A 20,458-nucleotide genomic window follows, 5' to 3' on the forward strand; every position below is an offset into this window, starting at 1 on the left:
TTATTCATTCTCACGTGCCATCTCCTGATGAATTCCATTGGGCGCCGTCGGAGTGACTTACGCCGGCTGTCGTTCGAACGGCACGGTCGATGGCGTCCATCGTGCTCTGATCAAACTCTCGATGGTTTCTAAAGAAGCTGGTCACGGCTAGAGACGAGGCTTGCGCTGCTGCTTTCCGTCCGTCTGAGTACTCGTTTCCTGCGGCGCGTTCAGCCTCGCCCGTGGTGTCTTCCTCGACGCTCTTCACAACACTCTCGGTAACATCCTCGACAAGCCAGTTGACCGGCTCCACCGCAACGGAAAAGGGAGCCGGAATCGCGCCCGTCCCCAATCCGATGAACCGCCCCACCCACTTCGCGTTGTCCGCGACCGCCTCGTTGTATTCCGCGTTCGAAGCCGTGTGATAGTCGTAGATCGCATCGGCCCGCGAGTTGCTCATGATGCCCGCGATGGCGGCACCCGGCGCGACCAGATCGCCGACGCGAGAGGCGTCCTCCGCGGTGAGGCCCTTCCCCTCCGTACCGAGAAAATCGTGGACCACAGCCGTGGTGTAGGCCTGCTGCGCGGCGGTGATGGCGCTGTAGGCGTCCGGATCCTGCCCGACGAGTCCGAGGAACTTCTGCGCATCCCCATAACCGAGGCTCGCCGGCGCACCGTTGACCGGAAATACCTTGCTGTCGGTGCTCTCCAGGTACATCGACCGCTGGAAGTCGCCCATGTAGTCGGCCGCGATGTTGCCCAGGCTGTCCCGCAGTGCGTACAGCGGCCCGGTCTCCTCGTCCTTCAAGTTCCCGTTCATGTTGTGCGTCAGCAGATCCGGGTTCTGGGCGAACTTCTCCACGATGTCGTGGACCAGTTTCGCCTGTGCCTCGCTGTGCTTGACCGACGGGTCGACCGCGTCGCTGTCGTAGGGGCGTCCCGTCGCGGCAGCCTCGAGAGCATGGCCCAGGGCGTTCGGGCCGTGCTGGAGAGCCTTGGCCGACGCCTCGGAGTCATGCAGGACGTTGGCCGTGTTCCTGTCGATCGTCCACTCGAAGTCCTTGTCGGTGAAGAGATCGAGGTAGGAATTGAAATCCGTCCTGCCCCCGGACTTGATCGTGCCGTCCTCGTTGTACACCGTCGGCTTCTCCGTGAAGAACTGCTCGGCCGCTTCCGGGCTGTGGCCCAGCGCCTGCAGAACACTGTTCAGCGGATCGTTGCCACTGCCGAGCTTCCCGGACGGATTGAACCCGTAGCGGTCGTCGCTGCCGGCGGGTCTGTTGGAGAGGAAGCGCTGCGGATCCTCCTGGTGCAACTGGGTGACGTGCTCCGCGATGGGCGTCAGGAACGCGGGATCGTAGTTGCCGTAACGGAGCAGGCCGCCCAGGACCTGGTATCCGTACGGTTTGCTCCACATGCCGCGCTCCCACTCGATCTCCTGGGTGCCCAGCTTGCGGAACTCCGCGCCCCACCACGAGGGAAGGTGCTGCCGGTCGCCACGGACACTCTGCGGGGTGTAGGGATCGGTGGCGTTGGCCAGAGCGTGGCCCATGTGTTTCTGCAGGTCCTGCACCGCGGCCAGACGGGTCTCGGAGGCATCCCGGCCGGTGCCGTCCGACGACAGGGCGGCATAGAACTCGAGCGTCTGTCGCGGCCCGCCCAGACCCTCGAAGAACTCCGTCGCGAACTCTCCGTCCTTCTCCCGGCCGTTGTGGCGCAGCAGCCTGTTCAGCTCCGCGAGCTCGCGGTCGGACATGTCCTCGCGCTTCTTGGCGAGTTCGAGTGCGCGCTCGACCTGGGCGTCGTCGAGGGAGCCGTACTTCGCGTGGCCGGCGTTGTACAGGTCGCCGCCGTGCGCCCGCTTCAGTGCCAGTTTGGCGGAGACGTCGATGTCGTGCGCGTGGGAGACCTTCCGCGTGATGGAGTCGGCGTAGTACTGCCGCTCCTCCTTCGTGTCGTCCTTGCCGTCCTTGCCGGTTTTGGAGTCGGCGCCTGCCACGGGCCGGACGCCCACGCTCACCGTTCCGTCCCCGTTGTCCTGAACGGTGTAACCCTTCTCCTTGGCCTCCGCGGTGAGTGTGCGCACGCCCTTCTGCAGGCTCACCAGTTCGCGGTGGGCGTCCTCCAGGACCTGGAAGATGCTGTTGGCCTCCGTGTGGAGGTCCGCGAACTCCTTTACGGTCTTGTCCACGAACTTCCGTGTGACGCCGGCGTTCACGCCCTCCCAGCGAGCTCGGTCGGACTTCTTCTTGAGCCCGTCACGGGCATCGGCCTCGAGCTGCTTCAGGTTGGTGACCGCTTTCTTCCAGTCGGACACCGCGGTGCCCAGCTTGCCGAGGTCGACCTGCATCAGATCACCGTAGGTGATGGACATACCCGCCCTCCCCCGTGCTACTTGAAGTACTTCTCGAGCTCCGAGACGGGCATCCCGGTCCCGTCGCGCCGCATGATGGACGCGGCGATCTCGGCATCGTCGTTGGCGTGCAGCTTCTTGCTGAAGTCCAGGTGGTTGGAGATGTGCGCACAAGCCTGACGGACCGCTTTCACCTGACTCTCCCAGACGGACAGGGTCGTCATGAGTGCATCGCCCATGGTGAAGCCGGATCCGGACAGCGCCGTCGCCGCCTGGTGGGTGGAACCGGCATGATCGGAATTCATGCTGGCACCCGCGATGTCCACCTTCTTCACGAGATCACCGTGCAGGACGAAGGCGTCGTGGCCCACGGCGCCGAGGTCATCCTGACGTGCCACCAGATCGGGCTTGCCGCCACCGGGCCCTTGGTCGGGCGCCCGGTTCACCTGCATCTGCGCCGGCTGCCGGTCGACAGCCTGAGCCTTCAGCTGCTCCCACTCGTCCCATGCCATGGATCCGCCCCTTCTCGGCGTCAGCCGAACTCAACCGCGCTGCGTGCCTGTTCCGCGAAGCCCTCGCCGGAGTCCTCACCGGACACCGCACCCGCGCCCGCGCCCGCCATCAGAACCTCTCCTCCGCCACCAGTCCCGTCTGCACCAGCGGCCGTCCCCGCCGCCGGGAGACGAACACGCCCCGCCCCGCGGGCATCGGCCGCGGACGGACCCCGCCCAGCACGTCCCCCTCGGACGGGTCGCCCGACAATACGACGCCCTGGGCCCCCAGTTCCTTGACGCGCTGCATGAACGTCTCGTACGAGGCACGGCTCGCGCCGGCCGTGGACCGCGCGATGACGAAGCGCACGCCCACGTCCCGGGCGAACGGCAGCAACTCGGTGAGACCGCTGAGCGGATTGCCGCTCGACGTGGCGACGAGGTCGTAGTCGTCGATGACCACGTACACCGTCGGGCCCCGCCACCAGGACCGGTCCCGCAGCTGCTGAGGGGTGACGTCGGCGGTCGGGGTGCGCCGCTTCATCAGGTCGGCCAGAGCCACCATGTGATGGCCCATGGCGTTGGACATCGGGATGTACTCGGCGAGGTGGGAGTCCGGGGTGACGCCCAGCAGCGAGCGCCGGTTGTCCACGACGAACAGCTTGCACTCGTCGCCGGGGTAGCGCGTCGTCAGCTGCCTGATCAGCAGGCGGAGCAGGTTCGACTTGCCCGACTCGCTCTCTCCGAAGACCAGGAAGAACGGATCCTGGTCGAAGTCGACGAAAACGGGCTCGAGGTTGTCCTCGTCGAGCGCGAAGGCGACACCGCGCTGCGGGAAACGGTCTCCCGGAGGCAGATGGCCGGCGGGCAGTTCACGCGGCAGCAGACGCACCTCGGGCGCGCCCGGCGCCTGCCAGTGCCGGGACACCTCCGCCGCCAGCGCGGCCGTGGCGTCCGCCAGGTCCGTGTCGGACGTCAGGCCGTCGATGCGCGGCACAGCCGCCATGAAGTGCAACTTCTGCGGCGACAGACCGCGTCCGGGCACGCCGGTGGGGACGTTCGCCGCCACCTTGCGGTCCAGTTCGGAGTCCATGGTGTCGCCGAGGCGCAGCTCGAGCCGGTTCAGCAGGTTGTCCTTGAGGGCGGACCGGACTTCCATGGAACGGGAGGCCGAGAGGATCAGGTGGACGCCGTAGCCGAGACCGCGGGCGGCGATGTCGAGGATCACCTGATCGAGTGCTTCATAGTCGGCGCGGAAGTTCCCCCAGCCGTCGATGACCAGGAAGACGTCACCCCAGGGCTGGTCGGTCACCGGAATGTCGCCGCGGGCGCGCCGGGCCCGGAACTCGGCGATGGAGGGGATGCCCGCGGCGCGGAAGTACTCCTCGCGGCGGTTCAGAACGCCGTACACCTCCGCCACGGTGCGTCGCACCTGCTCCGGATTCAGCCGGGAGGCGACACCGCCGACGTGCGGTAGCCCGGCCACCGCGGACATGCCGCCGCCGCCGAAGTCCAGCCCGTAGAACTGCACCTCGTGCGGGGCGTGGGTCAGGGCGAAGGAGCAGATCAGCGAACGCAGCAGGGTCGACTTGCCGGACTGTGGACCGCCGAGGAGCTGCAGGTGGCCGGCCGCGCCCGAGAAGTCCACCCACAGCGGGTCACGACGCTGCTCGTACGGTTTGTCGACGAGGCCGACCGGGGCCACCAGGCGTCCGGCCCCCTCGTAGCCGGGCTGGGTGAGGCCCCGCCCCTCCACCGCTGCGAGGCCGGGCAGCAGCCCGTCCAGTGACGGCGGGCTGTCCAGCGGCGGCAGCCACACCTGGTGGGCCGCCGGGCCCTGCGCCTCCAGCCGGCGCACGACGACGTCCAGCACGGTGTCCGCCAGCGCGTCGTCCGTCTCGCCGGCGCCGTCCGCCGCGTCGGTCCGTTGCCGCGGCACCGGTACGTACCGCACCGGCACCTCCGCGGCCGTGAACAGCACCGGACGCCGGTCCACCGGCAGCGGCCCGTCCGCCGACGCGTCCCGCCGCCCTCCGGGGCGGTAGACGCCCGAGACGTACGCCGCCTTGAAACGCACCATCTCGTCCGTGCCGAACTTCAGGATTCCCGACCCCGGCACGTTCGGCAGTTCGTACGCGTCCGGCACGCCCAAGGCCGCACGCGACTCGGCGGCGGAGAAGGTGCGCAGACCGATGCGGTACGACAGGTAGGTCTCCAGACCGCGCAGCCGTCCCTCCTCCAGCCGCTGCGAGGCCAGCAGCAGGTGCACCCCCAGCGACCGGCCGATGCGGCCGATCTGTACGAACATGTCGATGAAGTCCGGCTTCGCGCTGAGCAGTTCGCTGAACTCGTCGATGACCAGGAGCAGGGACGGGATGGGCTGGAGCGGTGCGCCCGCCGCCCGGGCCTTCTCGTAGTCGTGGATGTTGGCGTAGTTGCCCGCGTCGCGGAGCATCTCCTGGCGGCGGTTCAGCTCGCCGCGGATGGAGTCGGCCATGCGGTCGACCAGGGTCAGGTCGTCCGCCAGGTTGGTGATCACGGCCGCCACGTGCGGCATCCGCGCCATCCCGGCGAAGGTGGCGCCACCCTTGAAGTCCGCCAGGACGAAATTCAGCGTCTCCGAGGAGTGGGTCACCGCCAGACCCAGCACCAGCGTGCGCAGCAGCTCCGACTTGCCGGAACCGGTGGCACCGACGCACAGACCGTGCGGGCCCATGCCCTCCTGGGCCGCCTCCTTGATGTCCAGCATCACCGGGCGGCCGTCCTCGCCGACGCCGATCGGCACCCGCAGCCGTTCCGCCTGCGACCGCGGTCGCCACGTGCGCCGGGTGTCCACGGAGGCGGCGTCTCCCAGATTCAGCAGATCTGTGAACTCCAGGTTCGCCAGCAGGGGTTCGTCGTCGTCACCGCCGGACGCCACCCGCAGCGGAGCCAGTTGCCGGGCCAGCGCCTCCGCGGACGCGTACGACAGGGCGTCGGGCTTCCCCTCGTAGACCGCGCCGTGCGCCGACTCCAGGTACAGCGTGTGCGACCGCACGATCACGGAGAGGTCGCCGTGGGCGCCCGTCGGCTCCCCCTCGGTCACCTCGACGACCGTCACGCCCTGGAGGCCCTCGGGGTTCGCCAGCAGGGACGTCGGCGGCAGGGACACCCCGTCGAGCACGACGACGACGTGCGGAGTGTCGGGCAGGGGCGCGGCGTTCGGGTGGAAGCGGGGGCGTCCGGTCAGACGAGGGGCCAGCAGGTCCTCGAGCTCGAGCGGATCGCCGCTGATCAGACGGCGAGACCCGGCGCCGTCCGTGAGGCTGGAAAGCTGCACGTGCGGCAGCCACTTGGCCCATTCCCAGTGCGGCAGAGCCGCACGGCCCGCCGCGACCGCGACGACCAGGTCCTCGGGGGAGTGCAGGGAGGCCAGCGAACCGGTCAGGGCCCGGGCGCAGGACCGTACGGATTCCGCGTCACCACCGAGCACGACGTGGGAGAAGGCGCGCAGGGAGACCGCCATCGGCAGATCGTCCAGGGTGCCGTGCATCGCGACGAACCGCTGCATCGCACCCGCCGTGAGCGGCTCCAGCTGATCGACCGGGCCCGTCTCGGGAGCGACCAGCGGGGTGGCCAGGGGCTGCGGGCCCAGACCGATGCGCACCTGGGCGAAGTCCTCGTCGCCCGGCCGTCGTTCCCACACCCGGCTGCCCTCGGCGACCAGCGCCCACAGCTGCTCGGGTGAGGGGTGGAGGTAGTACTGGGCGTCCCGCTGCGCCCGCGCCGTCTCCTGAGTGGTCCGGCGGATCCGCGACAGGTAACCGAGGTAGTCACGGCGTAGATCGGCGAGCTGGTCCTGGGATCCGCGACGGAACCGGATCACCATGGCGACCGACATGGCGATCGTCGACGCGATCATCACCATGCCCATGATGCGCATGAACGGCTGCCCGCTGGTGAAGAAGAAGACGACCGAACCGCCCATGCCGAGGGTCGGCAGCAGCTGCATCAGTACGCTTTCCCTGTGCCCCCGCGGCAGTTCGGGCGGCGGCTGCACGACGACCTCGCCCGTCGGCACCTCCGGCGGCAGCGCCCGAGGCGGACGCTTCACGACGATCTGGCTCACTGCGCACCAATTCCCTTGCCGGCCCGCCGGGTTCGTCGTCCGCCTCCCCGTGTCAGGCGGACGAGGGCCGCCGCGTGATCCTACTGAGCACACCGTGCGGAAGTGAGCGGTAGGGTGCCGGAGGTTCGCGTGAGCACACGCCGCCCCGGAAGGGCGCACAGCGTTCCACGCGACGCGGACGCTCGTACGGCGAACCCGGCGGAAGCGCCCCCCGCCCGCCCCGTCCCGCGTCGGGCGGCGAGGAGGAGACGCGGAACCGTCACACCAGCGGACACAGCATCACCGAGGGGGAGCAGAAGGTGAGCACGACGGCCTCCACAGCGGCCACCGGCACCGGGGAACCGGGCCGGGGGGTCCTTCCCGGGACGGTGACGGGACTCGGTTTCTGCCGGGTCACCATCGTCGCCCCCGACAGCCGGGTCGATGTGGCGCTCCCCGACGACGTACCGGTCGCCGACCTCAACCCGGAGATCCTCCGGCTCTCCCGGCAGACCCCGGCCGAGGGCGCTCCGGTCGGCTACCACCTCGTGCGCCGCGACGGCACCGTCCTCGACAGCTCCCGCTCCTTCGCGGCGCAGCGCATTCTCGACGGCGAACTACTCACCCTGCGTCCCTTCTCCGAATCGCTGCCGCCGGCCGTCGTCGACGACGTCTCCGAAGCGGTCGCCTCCGCGGTGTCCCGGGACCGCTCCCTGTGGGACGGCGACCTCACGCGGGTCGCGGGTCTGACCGGCGGCGGCGTGCTTCCCGCCCTGCTGGCGTTCGTCTCCTGGACCGCCGACCCGCGGCACGACATGCACAGCCTGCCCGGCGTCCTCGCGGGTGTCGCCGGTCTCCTGCTCGTCGTCCTCGGCTGCGTCCGTGCCCGCGTCTACGACGACCGGACCGGGGCCGTCGCGCTGGGCCTCGGAGCGCTGCCCAACGTGGGTGTGGCGGGCTCCGGTCTGCTGACGCTCTCCGATGGGCAGGGCGTCGGGAAACTGCAGTTCCTGCTCGCCTGCGCGGCCGTTCTGGTGGCCTCGGTGGTCCTCACCCTGTGCTCCCCGCGCGGCGACGGCCCGTTCGTCGCCTTCGCGGTCGCCTCGGGCCTCGGACTGCTCGCCTCCTTCGCGGCGCTGCTGAGGAACTGGACTCCGGCCGAGACCGCCGCCCTGTGCGCTCCGGTCGCCATCGGCGCCCTCGCCTTCCTGCCGGGCATCTCCCTGCGCTTCGCCCGGCTGCCCATCGGCTTCGAGATGCCGGACACCACCCCGCGCAGCGTGTACGGCGCCGACCCCGAACCCCATGAGGCGGTGGACGCCGAGCGCATCCGGGCCCAGGCCCGGCGCGGCCACGAACTCCTCGTCGGCCTGGTCGGCGGCTGTTCACTGACGGCGGCGGGCGCGGCCCTGGTACTCGGCTTCTCCGGCGGCCTCTGGGCACAGATGCTCGCCTTCGCCACGGGCGTGGCTCTGCTGATGCGCGCGCAGCTGTTCCGCTACACCGCGCAGGTCGCCACGGTCCTCGCCGCGGGGCTCGCCTCCCTGGTCGCGCTCGGTCTCGGCCTGGCGCTCGACCCGCCGGGCGGCCTGGTCCGCGACGCGCTGGCGGGGGACCGCGCCGGCCTCGACCTCCGCACGGTCTGGCTGGTCGCGGGCATCGCCGCGGCGGCCGCGCTGATCACCACCATCGGCCTGAAGGCCTCGCGCAGCGGACTCACCCCGTTCTGGGGCCGCTTCCTGGAGATCGCGGAAGGCTTCGTGCTGCTGACGCTGGTGCCTCTGGCGCTGGCCGTCTTCGATGTCTACACCACGGTGCGGTCCTTGACCGGATGACACGGCGCGGCGCCCGACGGACCTCCCGCCGGGCGCCGCGCCCTCGAACGACCGCGCCTACGCGTCGCCCTCCGCCGGCTCCAGGTCGAACTCCCCGTCGCGCGCGCCCAGCACGAACGCGCGCCACTCCGCCTCCGTGTACCGCAGCACGGTGTCCGGGTCGAGGGAGGACCGCATGGCCACGGCGCCGCCGGGCAGGTACGCGATCTCCACCCGCTCCTCGTGCTCCTCCGTGCCCGGCGCGCCGTGCCACTCGACACCGGAGATGTCGAGGGCGTAGAGCTCGTTCTTCTCCCGCTCCTTGCGTGCCTTGATCTCCTCAGCCGTCTCCGCCATGCCCCAGCGACCCCTTCCCGACGTACGATCGATCCGAGCGCTCACCCTAGTGGCCCGCCCCGTCCCTCCTCGCGGGTTCGACGGACCGGGGGAAAGACGCCCGCCACCACCTGCTACTCTGGGCGATGGCCGTTTGTGTACGCACCCCCGGAGCCGTCCGCTCTGGAGGCCGCGCCCAGCGGATCCCCGCCTTCCGAGTCGTGGAAGACCCCCCGAGACGCAGACCGGGGGCACTCGGTGGCCACTCACAGATCATGAGGAGTACGCGTGTCGCTCGACGCCGCAGTGAAGAAGCAGATCATCTCCGAGTTCGGCACCAAGGAGGGTGACACCGGCTCCCCCGAGGTCCAGGTCGCTCTGCTGTCCCGTCGGATCTCCGACCTGACGGAGCACCTGAAGACCCACAAGCACGACCACCACTCCCGCCGTGGCCTGCTGATCCTCGTCGGTCAGCGCCGTCGGCTGCTGCAGTACCTCGCCAAGAAGGACATCCAGCGCTTCCGTGCGCTGGTCGAGCGCCTCGGCATCCGCCGCGGTGCGGCGGGCGCCAAGTAAGACGCCGTGGAGGGAGCGGTTCCCTGGGACAAGGGGGCCGCTCCCTTTGCTGTACGTGCGGAGTGTCACCCCGCCTTTGTAGTGTGGTAGCACGACGCAGGAACTACGACTCAGTGTGATGACCCGCGCCGCATCGGGTATGCGATCCACGGACATCACACCGGACGTCACCCGACGTCCCCCGTACGAGGGGAAGCGCACCTCGCCGCCGCCGGTCCTCGGTAGTGGCCCCCGGGAGAGTGAACCCCGGGTGCTTCGATCGAAGACCGGCCCGCACCAGTGGAGCGCTTCTCCGCCCCGTCCCCTCGCCACACGGGCGAGCGGGACGAAAGACGACAAGTAACGGAGAACATGCTGGTGGAGAACGAGACCCACTACGCCGAGGCCGTCATCGACAACGGCTCCTTCGGCACCCGCACCATCCGCTTCGAGACGGGCCGCCTCGCCAAGCAGGCCGCCGGCTCCGCCGTGGCGTACCTGGACGACGACACCATGGTGCTGTCGGCCACCACCGCTTCCAAGAACCCCAAGGACCAGCTCGACTTCTTCCCCCTCACGGTGGACGTCGAGGAGCGGATGTACGCGGCCGGGAAGATCCCCGGCTCGTTCTTCCGCCGTGAGGGCCGTCCCTCCGAGGACGCCATCCTCACCTGCCGCCTGATCGACCGCCCGCTGCGCCCGTCCTTCAAGAAGGGCCTGCGCAACGAGATCCAGGTCGTCGCCACCATCATGGCGCTCAACCCCGACCACCTGTACGACGTCGTGGCGATCAACGCCGCCTCCGCGTCCACGCAGCTGGCCGGCCTGCCCTTCTCCGGCCCGATCGGCGGCGTCCGCGTCGCGCTGATCCGCGGCCAGTGGGTCGCCTTCCCGACGCACACCGAGCTCGAGGACGCCGTCTTCGACATGGTCGTCGCGGGCCGCACCCTGGAGGACGGCGACGTCGCGATCATGATGGTCGAGGCCGAGGCCACCGAGAAGACGATCAAGCTCGTCGAGGGCGGCGCCGAGGCGCCGACCGAGGAGGTCGTCGCCGCCGGTCTGGACGCCGCGAAGCCCTTCATCAAGGTGCTCTGCAAGGCCCAGGCCGACCTCGCCGCGAAGGCCGCCAAGCCGACCGGCGAGTTCCCGATCTTCCTGGACTACCAGGACGACGTCCTCGAGGCGCTGACCGCCGCCGTCAAGCCCGAGCTGGCCCAGGCGCTCACCATCGCGGGCAAGCAGGAGCGCGAGGCCGAGCTGGACCGCGTCAAGCAGCTCGCCGCCGAGAAGCTCCTGCCGGAGTTCGAGGGCCGCGAGAAGGAGATCTCCGCCGCGTACCGCGCGCTGACCAAGTCCCTGGTCCGCGAGCGCGTCATCAAGGAGAAGAAGCGCATCGACGGCCGGGGTCTCACCGACATCCGCACCCTGGCCGCCGAGGTCGAGGCCATCCCGCGCGTGCACGGCTCCGCGCTGTTCGAGCGCGGTGAGACCCAGATCCTGGGCGTCACCACGCTGAACATGCTGCGCATGGAGCAGCAGCTGGACACCCTCTCCCCGGTGACCCGCAAGCGCTACATGCACAACTACAACTTCCCGCCGTACTCCGTCGGCGAGACCGGCCGCGTGGGCTCCCCCAAGCGCCGCGAGATCGGCCACGGCGCCCTCGCCGAGCGCGCCATCGTGCCCGTGCTGCCGACGCGCGAGGAGTTCCCCTACGCGATCCGCCAGGTGTCCGAGGCCCTCGGCTCCAACGGCTCGACGTCCATGGGTTCCGTCTGCGCCTCCACCATGTCGCTGCTGAACGCCGGTGTGCCGCTGAAGGCCCCCGTCGCCGGTATCGCCATGGGCCTGATCTCCCAGGAGATCGAGGGCGAGACGCACTACGTCACCCTCACCGACATCCTCGGTGCGGAGGACGCCTTCGGCGACATGGACTTCAAGGTCGCCGGCACCAAGGAGTTCGTGACCGCCCTCCAGCTCGACACCAAGCTGGACGGCATCCCGGCCTCCGTCCTGGCCGCCGCCCTCAAGCAGGCCCGTGACGCCCGCCTCCACATCCTCGACGTGATGATGGAAGCGATCGACACGCCGGACGAGATGTCCCCGAACGCGCCGCGGATCATCACCGTGAAGATCCCGGTCGACAAGATCGGCGAGGTCATCGGCCCCAAGGGCAAGATGATCAACCAGATCCAGGAGGACACCGGCGCCGAGATCACCATCGAGGACGACGGCACCATCTACATCGGCGCCGCCGACGGCCCGGCCGCCGAGGCCGCCCGCGCCACGATCAACGGCATCGCCAACCCGACGATGCCCGAGGTCGGCGAGCGCTACCTGGGCACGGTCGTGAAGACCACCACCTTCGGCGCGTTCGTCTCCCTGCTGCCCGGCAAGGACGGCCTGCTGCACATCTCGCAGATCCGCAAGCTGGCCGGCGGCAAGCGCGTGGAGAACGTCGAGGACGTCCTCGGCGTGGGCCACAAGGTCCAGGTCGAGATCGCCGAGATCGACTCCCGCGGCAAGCTCTCCCTGATCCCCGTGATCGAGGGCGAGGCCGACAGCGACTCCGCCGCGGGCGCTTCCGACAACGACAAGAAGGACGACGCCGACAAGTGACGTCCCGTAGCGCCAAGGCGACGGCCCGCACCTCCTCGGAGGCGCGGGCCGTCGCCCGTACCCAAACCCTCATCAAGGGCGAGAACGGCATCGGCACGGTCCGCAGGACCACCCTCCCGGGCGGACTGCGCATCGTCACCGAGACCCTGCCCTCGGTCCGCTCGGCGACCTTCGGCATCTGGGCCCACGTAGGCTCCCGCGACGAGACGCCGGCCCTCAACGGAGCCACCCACTACCTGGAGCACCTGCTCTTCAAGGGCACGGCCACCCGCTCCGCGCTGGACATCTCCGCCGCCATCGACGCCGTCGGCGGCGAGATGAACGCGTTCACGGCCAAGGAGTACACGTGCTACTACGCGCGCGTGCTCGACACCGACCTGCCGCTCGCCATCGACGTGGTGTGCGACATGCTGACGGGCTCGGTGATCCGCGAGGAGGACGTCGACGTCGAGCGCGGCGCCATCCTCGAAGAGATCGCCATGACCGAGGACGACCCGGGCGACTGCGTGCACGACCTGTTCGCGCACACGATGTTCGGCGACAACCCGCTCGGCCGCCCCGTCCTCGGCACGGTCGACACGGTCAACGCCCTCACCGCCGACCGCATCCGCCGCTTCTACAAGAAGCACTACGACCCCACGCACCTGGTGGTCGCCTGCGCGGGCAACGTCGACCACGACAAGGTCGTCCGCCAGGTCCGCGCCGCCTTCGAGAAGGCCGGCGCGCTCAAGGACCCGGCCGCGCAGCCGATCGCCCCGCGCGGCGGCTGGCGCACCCTGCGCACCGCCGGGCGCGTCGAGCTGCTCGACCGCAGGACGGAGCAGGCGCACATCGTGCTCGGCATGCCGGGCCTCGCCCGCACCGACGAGCGGCGCTGGGCGCTCGGCGTGCTGAACACCGCCCTCGGCGGCGGCATGTCCTCCCGGCTGTTCCAGGAGGTCCGCGAGAAGCGCGGCCTGGCCTACAGCGTGTACTCGTACACCTCCGGCTTCGCCGACTGCGGCCTGTTCGGCGTGTACGCGGGCTGCAGGCCCTCCCAGGTGCACGACGTGCTGAAGATCTGCCGTGACGAACTCGACCACGTCGCCGAGCACGGCCTGCCCGACGACGAGATCGAGCGCGCCGTCGGCCAGCTCAGGGGCTCCACCGTCCTCGGCCTCGAGGACACCGGCGCGCTGATGAACCGTATCGGCAAGAGCGAGCTGTGCTGGGGCGAGCAGATGTCGGTCGACGACATGCTGGCCCGGATAGCCTCGGTCACCCCGGACGACGTGCGCTCGGTCGCCCGGGACATCCTGGGACGGCGGCCCTCCCTGTCGGTCATCGGCCCGCTGAAGGACAAGCAGGCGGCCCGGCTGGCCGAGGCCGTCGCCTGACCCACCCCGGCACCACACCCGGTAAGGAAGCAACAGACATGAGCAAGCTGCGCGTGGCGGTCCTCGGCGCCAAGGGCCGGATCGGCTCCGAGGCGGTACGGGCGGTCGAGGCCGCCGAGGACATGGAACTGGTCGCCGCCCTCGGCCGGGGCGACAAGCTGGAGACCCTCGCCGAGACCGGCGCCCAGGTCGCCGTCGAGCTGACCACCCCCGCCTCGGTCATGGGCAACCTCGACTTCTGCGTGCGCCACGGCATCCACGCGGTGGTCGGCACCACCGGCTGGACCGACGACCGCCTCGCGCAGCTGAAGGGCTGGCTCGACCAGTCCCCGGGGACGGGCGTGCTCATCGCCCCGAACTTCTCCATCGGCGCCGTGCTGACCATGAAGTTCGCCCAGATCGCCGCCCCGTACTTCGAGTCCGTCGAGGTCGTGGAGCTGCACCACCCCCACAAGGTGGACGCCCCCAGCGGCACCGCCACGCGCACCGCCCAGCTCATCGCCGAGGCCCGCCGCCAGGCCGGCAGCGCCCCCGCCCCGGACGCCACGGCCACCGCCCTCGACGGCGCCCGCGGCGCCGACGTCGACGGGGTCCCGGTGCACGCGGTCCGGCTGCGCGGCCTCCTCGCCCACCAGGAGGTCCTGCTGGGCGCCGAGGGCGAGACCCTCACCGTCCGCCACGACTCCCTGCACCACAGCAGCTTCATGCCGGGCATCCTGCTCGGCGTCCGCCGCGTGGTCAGCACTCCCGGCCTCACCTTCGGCCTGGAACACTTCCTCGACCTGAACTGAGCCGGTCCCACCCTCATGCGCGCGAAGATCTCCTACGCCCTCACGGCCGCCGTCCTGGTCGTCTACTTCGTCCTGGTCGGCAGCCGTGGCGTGCTGCTCATCGAGGCCGGCACGCTCCTCACGGTCACCTTCGGGGTGGCCGTGCTGATCCTGCCGGTCATCGGCGTGTGGTTCCTCTGGAAGAACACCCAGTTCGTCCGGGACGCCAACCGGCTCGCCGCCGAGCTGGACGCCGAGGGCGGCCTGCCCGTCGACACCCTCAGGCGGCTGCCCAGCGGCCGTATCGACCGGGAGTCCGCCGACGAGGTCTTCGCGCTCCGCAAGGCCGAGACGGAGGACGCGCCCGACGACTGGCGCAGCTGGTTCCGGCTCGCCGTGGCCTACCACGACGCCCGGGACACCCCGCGCGCCCGCAGGGCGATGCAGCGGGCCATCGCCCTGCGCAAGACCGCCTCCTGAGCGCGCGGGCAGGCGTCAGGAGCGCCCGTACTCGTCCGCCCACGCCTCGACCCTGTCGGCCGCGCGGTCGAAGGCCAGCGGGTCGCGCCCCAGGAAGTCCGCGTTGTGCGAGGTGAGCAGCGGCGCCGGCGTCTCCCGCGAGCGGCCCCGCTGGTTCACGACCAGCGCCTGCCCCTGCACGGTCCGGGGCAGCCCCAGCCAGCGCACCGGCTGCTGCACCGTGCGCACCGAGACGACCTGGTCCCAGGCGGTCGTCCGGGTGCTGACGAACGCCACGTGACGCAGCCCGCGGGCGCTCACCCACACGCCCATGCGCAGCAGCCGCAGCGCGGCCGCCACGAGGACCAGCGCGAACGCGAACACGGTGGCGGCCGACGCGGGCGTGGCCGTCGCCGCGATGATCACGGCGGCGAACAGCACGAACGAGGCGAGCAGCAGCAGGACCGCCCCCGCTCCCACCCGCCAGGGGCCGGGCCGGTAGGGACGCCGCCAGCGGTCCCGGTCGTCGTACGGCAGCGCGACGTCGTCCGCCGTGTCGAAGGCGCGATCGGCCGTCAGGAAGGGCAGGGGCACGGTGGTCCTCACTCGATCCATGCAGGGGCTGTGCCCGGTGAGGCTATCGATCTGTGTCACCGGTCACCACCCTCGGGGGTCCGTACGGCGCCCCCGCAGCGCCGTAGAGTGGGCGCCGCCCCGAGAAGTGATGGAAGGACCTCCCGCACCGTGACCGACACCCCTGCCGACGACCTCAAGCCCACCTTCCGCAGCGATGTGACCGTCGAGCTGGTGAAGCACACCGCGTCCGACGCCGACGTGCTGTTCGCCGCCCGCGTCTCGACCGTCGGCGAGCAGTCCCTGGACGAGCTGCGGAAGGACCCCGAGCGGTCCAAGGGCCTGATCAACTACCTGATGCGGGACCGGCACGGCAGCCCCTTCGAGCACAACTCCATGACCTTCTTCATCAGCGCCCCGATCTTCGTCTTCCGCGAGTTCATGCGGCACCGGGTCGGCTGGTGCCTGCCGGGGGATGCCAGGATCCGTGTCGGTACCGGCAGGAACGGCAAGACCAAGCGCATCGCGGACATTCATCGGGACTGGAAGATCGGTGTGCCCGACTCGATGGGACGCACGCGCAGACTCAAGTCCTGCCAGAACCTCCTGGCCGACACCATCAACCTGGAGACCGGGCTGGCGGAGAAGGCGCGCATGGTCGACGTCTTCGAGTCCGGCGTGAAGCCGATCCTCAAGGTCTCGACAACCAACGGCAAGGTTCTGCGCTGCACCGCGGACCACCGTGTGTGGACGACGGAAGGCTGGGTCCGCGCCGGTGACCTGAGTGCCGGAGACCGGGTCGGGCGACTCGGCCGGGTGGGGGTCGGCGAGCGGGCCGGGATCCCGAAGCGCCTGCGCGAGGGGATCCAGATCTGGACCACCGAGCAGCGAGCCGACCTCATCGCGCCCATGGACCTCTGCTACCTCTGCGAGGAGAAGTTCGAGGCGAAGGACCTGGAGCTGGACCACGTCATTCCCGTGGACGCCGACCTGACCAAGTCGCTCGACGTCTCCAACTTGCGACCGGCCTGCAAGTCGTGTCACCAGCGGAAGACCAACGGCGAAGGCGTGCCGGTCGGAGCGCGCCGCCGCGCCCTCCGGAACGGTGTGCGCTGGGAGGCAGTCGTCTCCGTCGTCCCCGACGGGGAGGAGATGACCTACGACATCTCCATGCCGCCGCCGCACCACAACTTCATCGCGGACGGCTTCGTCGTGCACAATTCGTACAACGAGGAGTCGGGGCGCTACCGCGAGCTCCAGCCGGTCTTCTACGTCCCCGGCGAGGACCGCAAGCTGGTCCAGCAGGGCCGCCCCGGCAAGTACGAGTTCGTCGACGGCACCCCCGAGCAGTACGAGGCCGCCACCGAGGCCATGGCGGAGTCCTACCGGCAGTCGTACGCCGCCTACCAGGAGATGCTGGCGGCCGGTGTCGCCCGCGAGGTCGCCCGTGCCACCCTCCCGGTCGGGCTCTTCTCCTCGATGTACGCCACGTGCAACGCTCGCTCGCTGATGCACTTCCTCGGTCTGCGCACCCAGCACGAGCAGGCGAGGGTCCCCTCCTTCCCGCAGCGGGAGATCGAGATGGTCGGCGAGAAGATGGAGGCGGAGTGGGCCCGGCTCATGCCGCTCACGTACGCCGCGTTCAACGCCAACGGCCGCGTGGCCCCGTAAGGGCCCGGTTTCCGTCCGCGAGTACACATGTACGGGTCAGCCGCGCGAGGTGTCCGTATTGCGGCATTTCGCGAAGTTCATCTAGCCTGATCGAACGGGCCCGGCACTGCCTGAACCCCCGAGCAGGCAGTGCCGGGCCCCCCTTCGCACCCCCCTGTCGCCTCCCCCCGAGGGAAGACCCCGGCCTGAGCAACGAGTAGCGTGTAACCCATGGCTCCGACCTCGACTCCGCAGACCCCCTTCGGGCGGGTCCTCACCGCCATGGTCACGCCCTTCACGGCGGACGGCGCACTCGACCTCGACGGCGCACAGCGGCTCGCCACCCACCTGGTGGACGCAGGCAACGACGGCCTGATCGTCAACGGCACCACCGGCGAGTCCCCCACCACCAGCGACGCGGAGAAAGCGGATCTCGTACGGGCCATCGTGGCGGCGGTCGGCGACCGCGCCCACGTCGTGGCCGGTGTCGGCACCAACGACACCCACCACAGCATGGAGCTGGCCCGCGCCGCGGAGCGCGCCGGCGCCCACGGCCTGCTCGTCGTCACGCCGTACTACAACAAGCCCCCGCAGGAGGGCCTGTACCGGCACTTCACGGCCGTCGCCGACGCCGCCGAGCTGCCCGTCATGCTCTACGACATCCCGGGCCGCAGCGGCGTGCCGATCAGCACCGAGACGATCGTCCGCCTCGCCGAGCACCCCCGCATCGTCGCCAACAAGGACGCCAAGGGCGACCTCGGCCGAGCCGGCTGGGCCATCGCCCGCTCGGGACTCGCCTGGTACTCCGGCGACGACATGCTCAACCTGCCGCTGCTCTCCATCGGCGCGGTCGGCTTCGTCTCCGTCGTCGGCCACCTCGTCACCCCCGAGCTGCGCGCCCTGGTCGAGGCGTACACCTCCGGTGACGTCCAGAAGGCCACCGAGATCCACCAGAAGCTGCTCCCCGTCTACACGGGCATGTTCCGCACCCAGGGCGTCATGACCACCAAGGCGGCGCTCGCGCTCAAGGGCCTCCCCGCGGGACCCCTGCGCGCCCCCATGGCCGAGTGCACGCCCGAGGAGATCGAACAGCTCAAGATCGATCTTGCCGCGGGCGGGGTACAACTCCAGTAATCAGACTTCGCGCGCCCCGGGCGCGCAGACGGACTCCACAACTGCATACGCGGGCCACCGGAGCCCGCACCCCTTCACGACAACTGCTGTTGCACGAACGTCACGCGCGCCACGTGCCCGACCGGTACGTGGCGCGCGTGGTGAGGAGAGTCTTTTGAGTCATCCGCACCCTGAACTCGGCCCGCCCCCGCCGCTGCCCGAAGGCGGCCTGCGGGTCACCCCGCTCGGTGGCCTCGGCGAGATCGGCCGCAACATGACGGTCTTCGAGTACGGAGGCCGCCTGCTGATCGTCGACTGCGGAGTGCTCTTCCCCGAGGAGGAGCAGCCCGGAATCGACCTGATCCTGCCCGACTTCTCGTCCATCCGGGACCGCCTCGACGACATCGAGGGCATCGTCCTCACCCACGGCCACGAGGACCACATCGGCGGCGTCCCCTACCTCCTGCGCGAGAAGCCGGACATCCCGCTGATCGGCTCCAAGCTCACCCTCGCCCTCATCGAGGCCAAGCTCCAGGAGCACCGCATCCGCCCGTACACCCTGCAGGTCGCGGAGGGGCAGCGCGAGCGCATCGGTCCCTTCGACTGCGAATTCGTGGCGGTCAACCACTCCATCCCGGACGCGCTCGCCGTGGCCATCCGCACGCCCGCCGGCATGGCGGTGCACACGGGCGACTTCAAGATGGACCAGCTCCCGCTGGACCGCCGCCTCACCGACCTGCACGCGTTCGCCCGGCTCAGCGAGGAGGGCATCGACCTCCTCCTCTCCGACTCGACGAACGCCGAGGTCCCGGGCTTCGTCCCGCCCGAGCGCGACATCTCCGGCGTGCTGCGCCAGGTCTTCGCCGGCGCCCGCAAGCGGATCATCGTGGCCAGCTTCGCCAGCCACGTCCACCGCATCCAGCAGATCCTGGACGCGGCCCACGAGTACGGCCGCAGGGTCGCCTTCGTCGGCCGCTCCATGGTGCGCAACATGGGCATCGCCCGCGACCTCGGCTACCTCAAGGTCCCGCCGGGCCTGGTCGTGGACGTCAAGACGCTCGACGACCTCCCCGACAGCGAGGTGGTCCTGGTCTGCACGGGCTCCCAGGGCGAGCCGATGGCCGCGCTGTCCCGCATGGCCAACCGCGACCATCAGATCCGGATCGTCGAGGGCGACACGGTGATCCTGGCGTCGTCGCTGATCCCCGGCAACGAGAACGCGGTCTACCGCGTGATCAACGGACTGACCCGCTGGGGCGCCAACGTCGTCCACAAGGGCAACGCCAAGGTGCACGTCTCCGGGCACGCCTCGGCGGGCGAGCTGCTGTACTTCTACAACATCTGCCGTCCGAAGAACCTGATGCCGGTCCACGGCGAGTGGCGCCACCTGCGCGCCAACGCCGAACTGGGCGCCCTCACCGGCGTCCCGCACGACCGCATCGTGATCGCCGAGGACGGCGTGGTCGTCGACCTCGTCCAGGGCAAGGCCAAGATCTCCGGCAAGGTCCAGGCGGGCTACGTCTACGTCGACGGCCTCTCCGTCGGCGACGTCGGCGAGCCGGCCCTGAAGGACCGCAAGATCCTCGGCGACGAGGGCATCATCTCGGTCTTCGTGGTCATGGACTCCTCCACCGGCAAGATCACCGGGGGTCCCCACATCCAGGCCCGCGGCTCCGGCATCGAGGACTCCGCGTTCGGCGACGTGACCCCACGGATCACCGAGGTGCTCGAGCGCTCGGCCCAGGACGGGGTCGTCGAACCCCACCAGATGCAGCAGCTCATCCGCCGCACGCTGGGCAAGTGGGTCTCCGACACCTACCGGCGCCGGCCGATGATCCTGCCCGTGGTGGTCGAGGTCTGACGGTCCGTCGGACACCGCGCGCGAGCGAACCGGCAGCGGGGCGCCCCGATTTGCATCGGGGCGCCCCGCTCCAGTACGTTTACAGCTCCTCCCGGACGGGCACCCGACGACTTCACGAGTCGGACGCCAGTGCCCGGTGAGGGTGGGAAAACCGGCTCAGAACCTCTGATAAAGTCGGAACCGCCGGAAAGGAAAGCGCGAAAGCGTCGACCTGGAAAGCACCGAGGAAATCGGATCGGAAAGATCTGATAGAGTCGGAGACATCGAAGGGAAGCGCCCGGAGGAAAGCCCGAGAGGGTGAGTACGAAGGAAGCGTCCGTTCCTTGAGAACTCAACAGCGTGCCAAAAGTCAACGCCAGATATGTTGATACCCCGTCCGTCCGGTCCTGCCGGATGGTCGAGGTTCCTTTGAAGAAAAC

13 protein-coding genes and 2 pseudogenes are annotated in these 20,458 nt (G+C 69.9%); 10 read left to right on the forward strand and 5 right to left on the reverse strand.

The window, feature by feature from the left end; all coding sequences use genetic code 11:
- Positions 1 to 10: 10 nt before the first annotated feature.
- The 3 genes from ACWH4W_RS14090 to eccCa all read right to left on the reverse strand — a co-directional run bounded on the left by ACWH4W_RS14090 (position 11) and on the right by eccCa (position 6,931).
- Positions 11 to 2,353: a hypothetical protein gene (locus ACWH4W_RS14090; protein ID WP_473076075.1), complete on the reverse strand. Its 2,343-nt coding sequence runs from the start codon at positions 2,351 to 2,353 to the stop codon at positions 11 to 13.
- Positions 2,354 to 2,370: 17 nt separating this feature from the next.
- The gene (locus ACWH4W_RS14095) at positions 2,371 to 2,844 is read right to left on the reverse strand and encodes a hypothetical protein (protein ID WP_473076076.1); all 474 of its coding nucleotides are present in this window, start codon (positions 2,842 to 2,844) and stop codon (positions 2,371 to 2,373) included.
- A gap of 109 nt (positions 2,845 to 2,953) precedes the next feature.
- Positions 2,954 to 6,931, reverse strand: coding sequence for a type VII secretion protein EccCa (gene eccCa, locus ACWH4W_RS14100; protein ID WP_473076077.1), 3,978 nt, complete (start codon positions 6,929 to 6,931; stop codon positions 2,954 to 2,956).
- Positions 6,932 to 7,230: 299 nt separating this feature from the next.
- On the opposite strand from eccCa, the gene eccD reads away from it, so the two are divergent.
- Complete coding sequence (eccD, locus tag ACWH4W_RS14105) at positions 7,231 to 8,745, forward strand: type VII secretion integral membrane protein EccD (protein WP_473076078.1); 1,515 nt, start codon at positions 7,231 to 7,233, stop codon at positions 8,743 to 8,745.
- Positions 8,746 to 8,802: 57 nt separating this feature from the next.
- On the opposite strand, the gene ACWH4W_RS14110 is transcribed toward eccD, so the two are convergent.
- The gene (locus ACWH4W_RS14110; protein WP_473076079.1) at positions 8,803 to 9,081 is read right to left on the reverse strand and encodes a DUF397 domain-containing protein; all 279 of its coding nucleotides are present in this window, start codon (positions 9,079 to 9,081) and stop codon (positions 8,803 to 8,805) included.
- Between the two features lie 267 nt (positions 9,082 to 9,348).
- On the opposite strand from ACWH4W_RS14110, the gene rpsO reads away from it, so the two are divergent.
- From rpsO to ACWH4W_RS14135, 5 genes are all read left to right on the forward strand, one after another.
- The gene (rpsO, locus tag ACWH4W_RS14115) at positions 9,349 to 9,636 is read left to right on the forward strand and encodes a 30S ribosomal protein S15 (protein WP_006130415.1); all 288 of its coding nucleotides are present in this window, start codon (positions 9,349 to 9,351) and stop codon (positions 9,634 to 9,636) included.
- A 357-nt stretch (positions 9,637 to 9,993) separates the two neighbouring features.
- On the forward strand, positions 9,994 to 12,237 hold the full coding sequence (locus ACWH4W_RS14120) for a polyribonucleotide nucleotidyltransferase (RefSeq protein ID WP_473077494.1): 2,244 nt from the start codon (positions 9,994 to 9,996) through the stop codon (positions 12,235 to 12,237).
- Positions 12,234 to 13,613 (forward strand): M16 family metallopeptidase, encoded by a 1,380-nt coding sequence (locus ACWH4W_RS14125; RefSeq protein ID WP_473076080.1) that lies wholly within the window; start codon positions 12,234 to 12,236, stop codon positions 13,611 to 13,613. The genes ACWH4W_RS14120 and ACWH4W_RS14125 overlap by 4 nt, the downstream gene beginning before the upstream one ends.
- Before the next feature lie 38 nt (positions 13,614 to 13,651).
- Positions 13,652 to 14,404, forward strand: a complete 753-nt coding sequence (gene dapB / locus ACWH4W_RS14130) for a 4-hydroxy-tetrahydrodipicolinate reductase (protein WP_473076081.1) — start codon at positions 13,652 to 13,654, stop codon at positions 14,402 to 14,404.
- 15 nt (positions 14,405 to 14,419) lie between these two features.
- Entirely contained in the window at positions 14,420 to 14,863 is a 444-nt protein-coding gene (locus ACWH4W_RS14135; protein ID WP_473076082.1) for a tetratricopeptide repeat protein, read from the forward strand.
- 15 nt (positions 14,864 to 14,878) lie between these two features.
- On the opposite strand, the gene ACWH4W_RS14140 is transcribed toward ACWH4W_RS14135, so the two are convergent.
- Complete coding sequence (locus tag ACWH4W_RS14140) at positions 14,879 to 15,436, reverse strand: hypothetical protein (RefSeq protein WP_473077495.1); 558 nt, start codon at positions 15,434 to 15,436, stop codon at positions 14,879 to 14,881.
- 150 nt (positions 15,437 to 15,586) lie between these two features.
- Here ACWH4W_RS14140 and ACWH4W_RS14145 point away from each other — a divergent pair.
- The 4 genes and pseudogenes from ACWH4W_RS14145 to ACWH4W_RS14160 all read left to right on the forward strand — a co-directional run.
- A pseudogene (locus ACWH4W_RS14145) lies at positions 15,587 to 16,633 on the forward strand (FAD-dependent thymidylate synthase); the annotation flags it as partial.
- A gap of 9 nt (positions 16,634 to 16,642) precedes the next feature.
- Positions 16,643 to 17,086, forward strand: a pseudogene (thyX, locus tag ACWH4W_RS14150) (FAD-dependent thymidylate synthase); the annotation flags it as partial.
- Positions 17,087 to 17,296: 210 nt separating this feature from the next.
- Positions 17,297 to 18,199 (forward strand): 4-hydroxy-tetrahydrodipicolinate synthase, encoded by a 903-nt coding sequence (dapA, locus tag ACWH4W_RS14155; protein ID WP_473076083.1) that lies wholly within the window; start codon positions 17,297 to 17,299, stop codon positions 18,197 to 18,199.
- 154 nt (positions 18,200 to 18,353) lie between these two features.
- The gene (locus tag ACWH4W_RS14160; protein WP_473076084.1) at positions 18,354 to 20,039 is read left to right on the forward strand and encodes a ribonuclease J; all 1,686 of its coding nucleotides are present in this window, start codon (positions 18,354 to 18,356) and stop codon (positions 20,037 to 20,039) included.
- Positions 20,040 to 20,458: the final 419 nt, after the last annotated feature.

This window comes from Streptomyces sp. DSM 120436 (assembly GCF_055778765.1).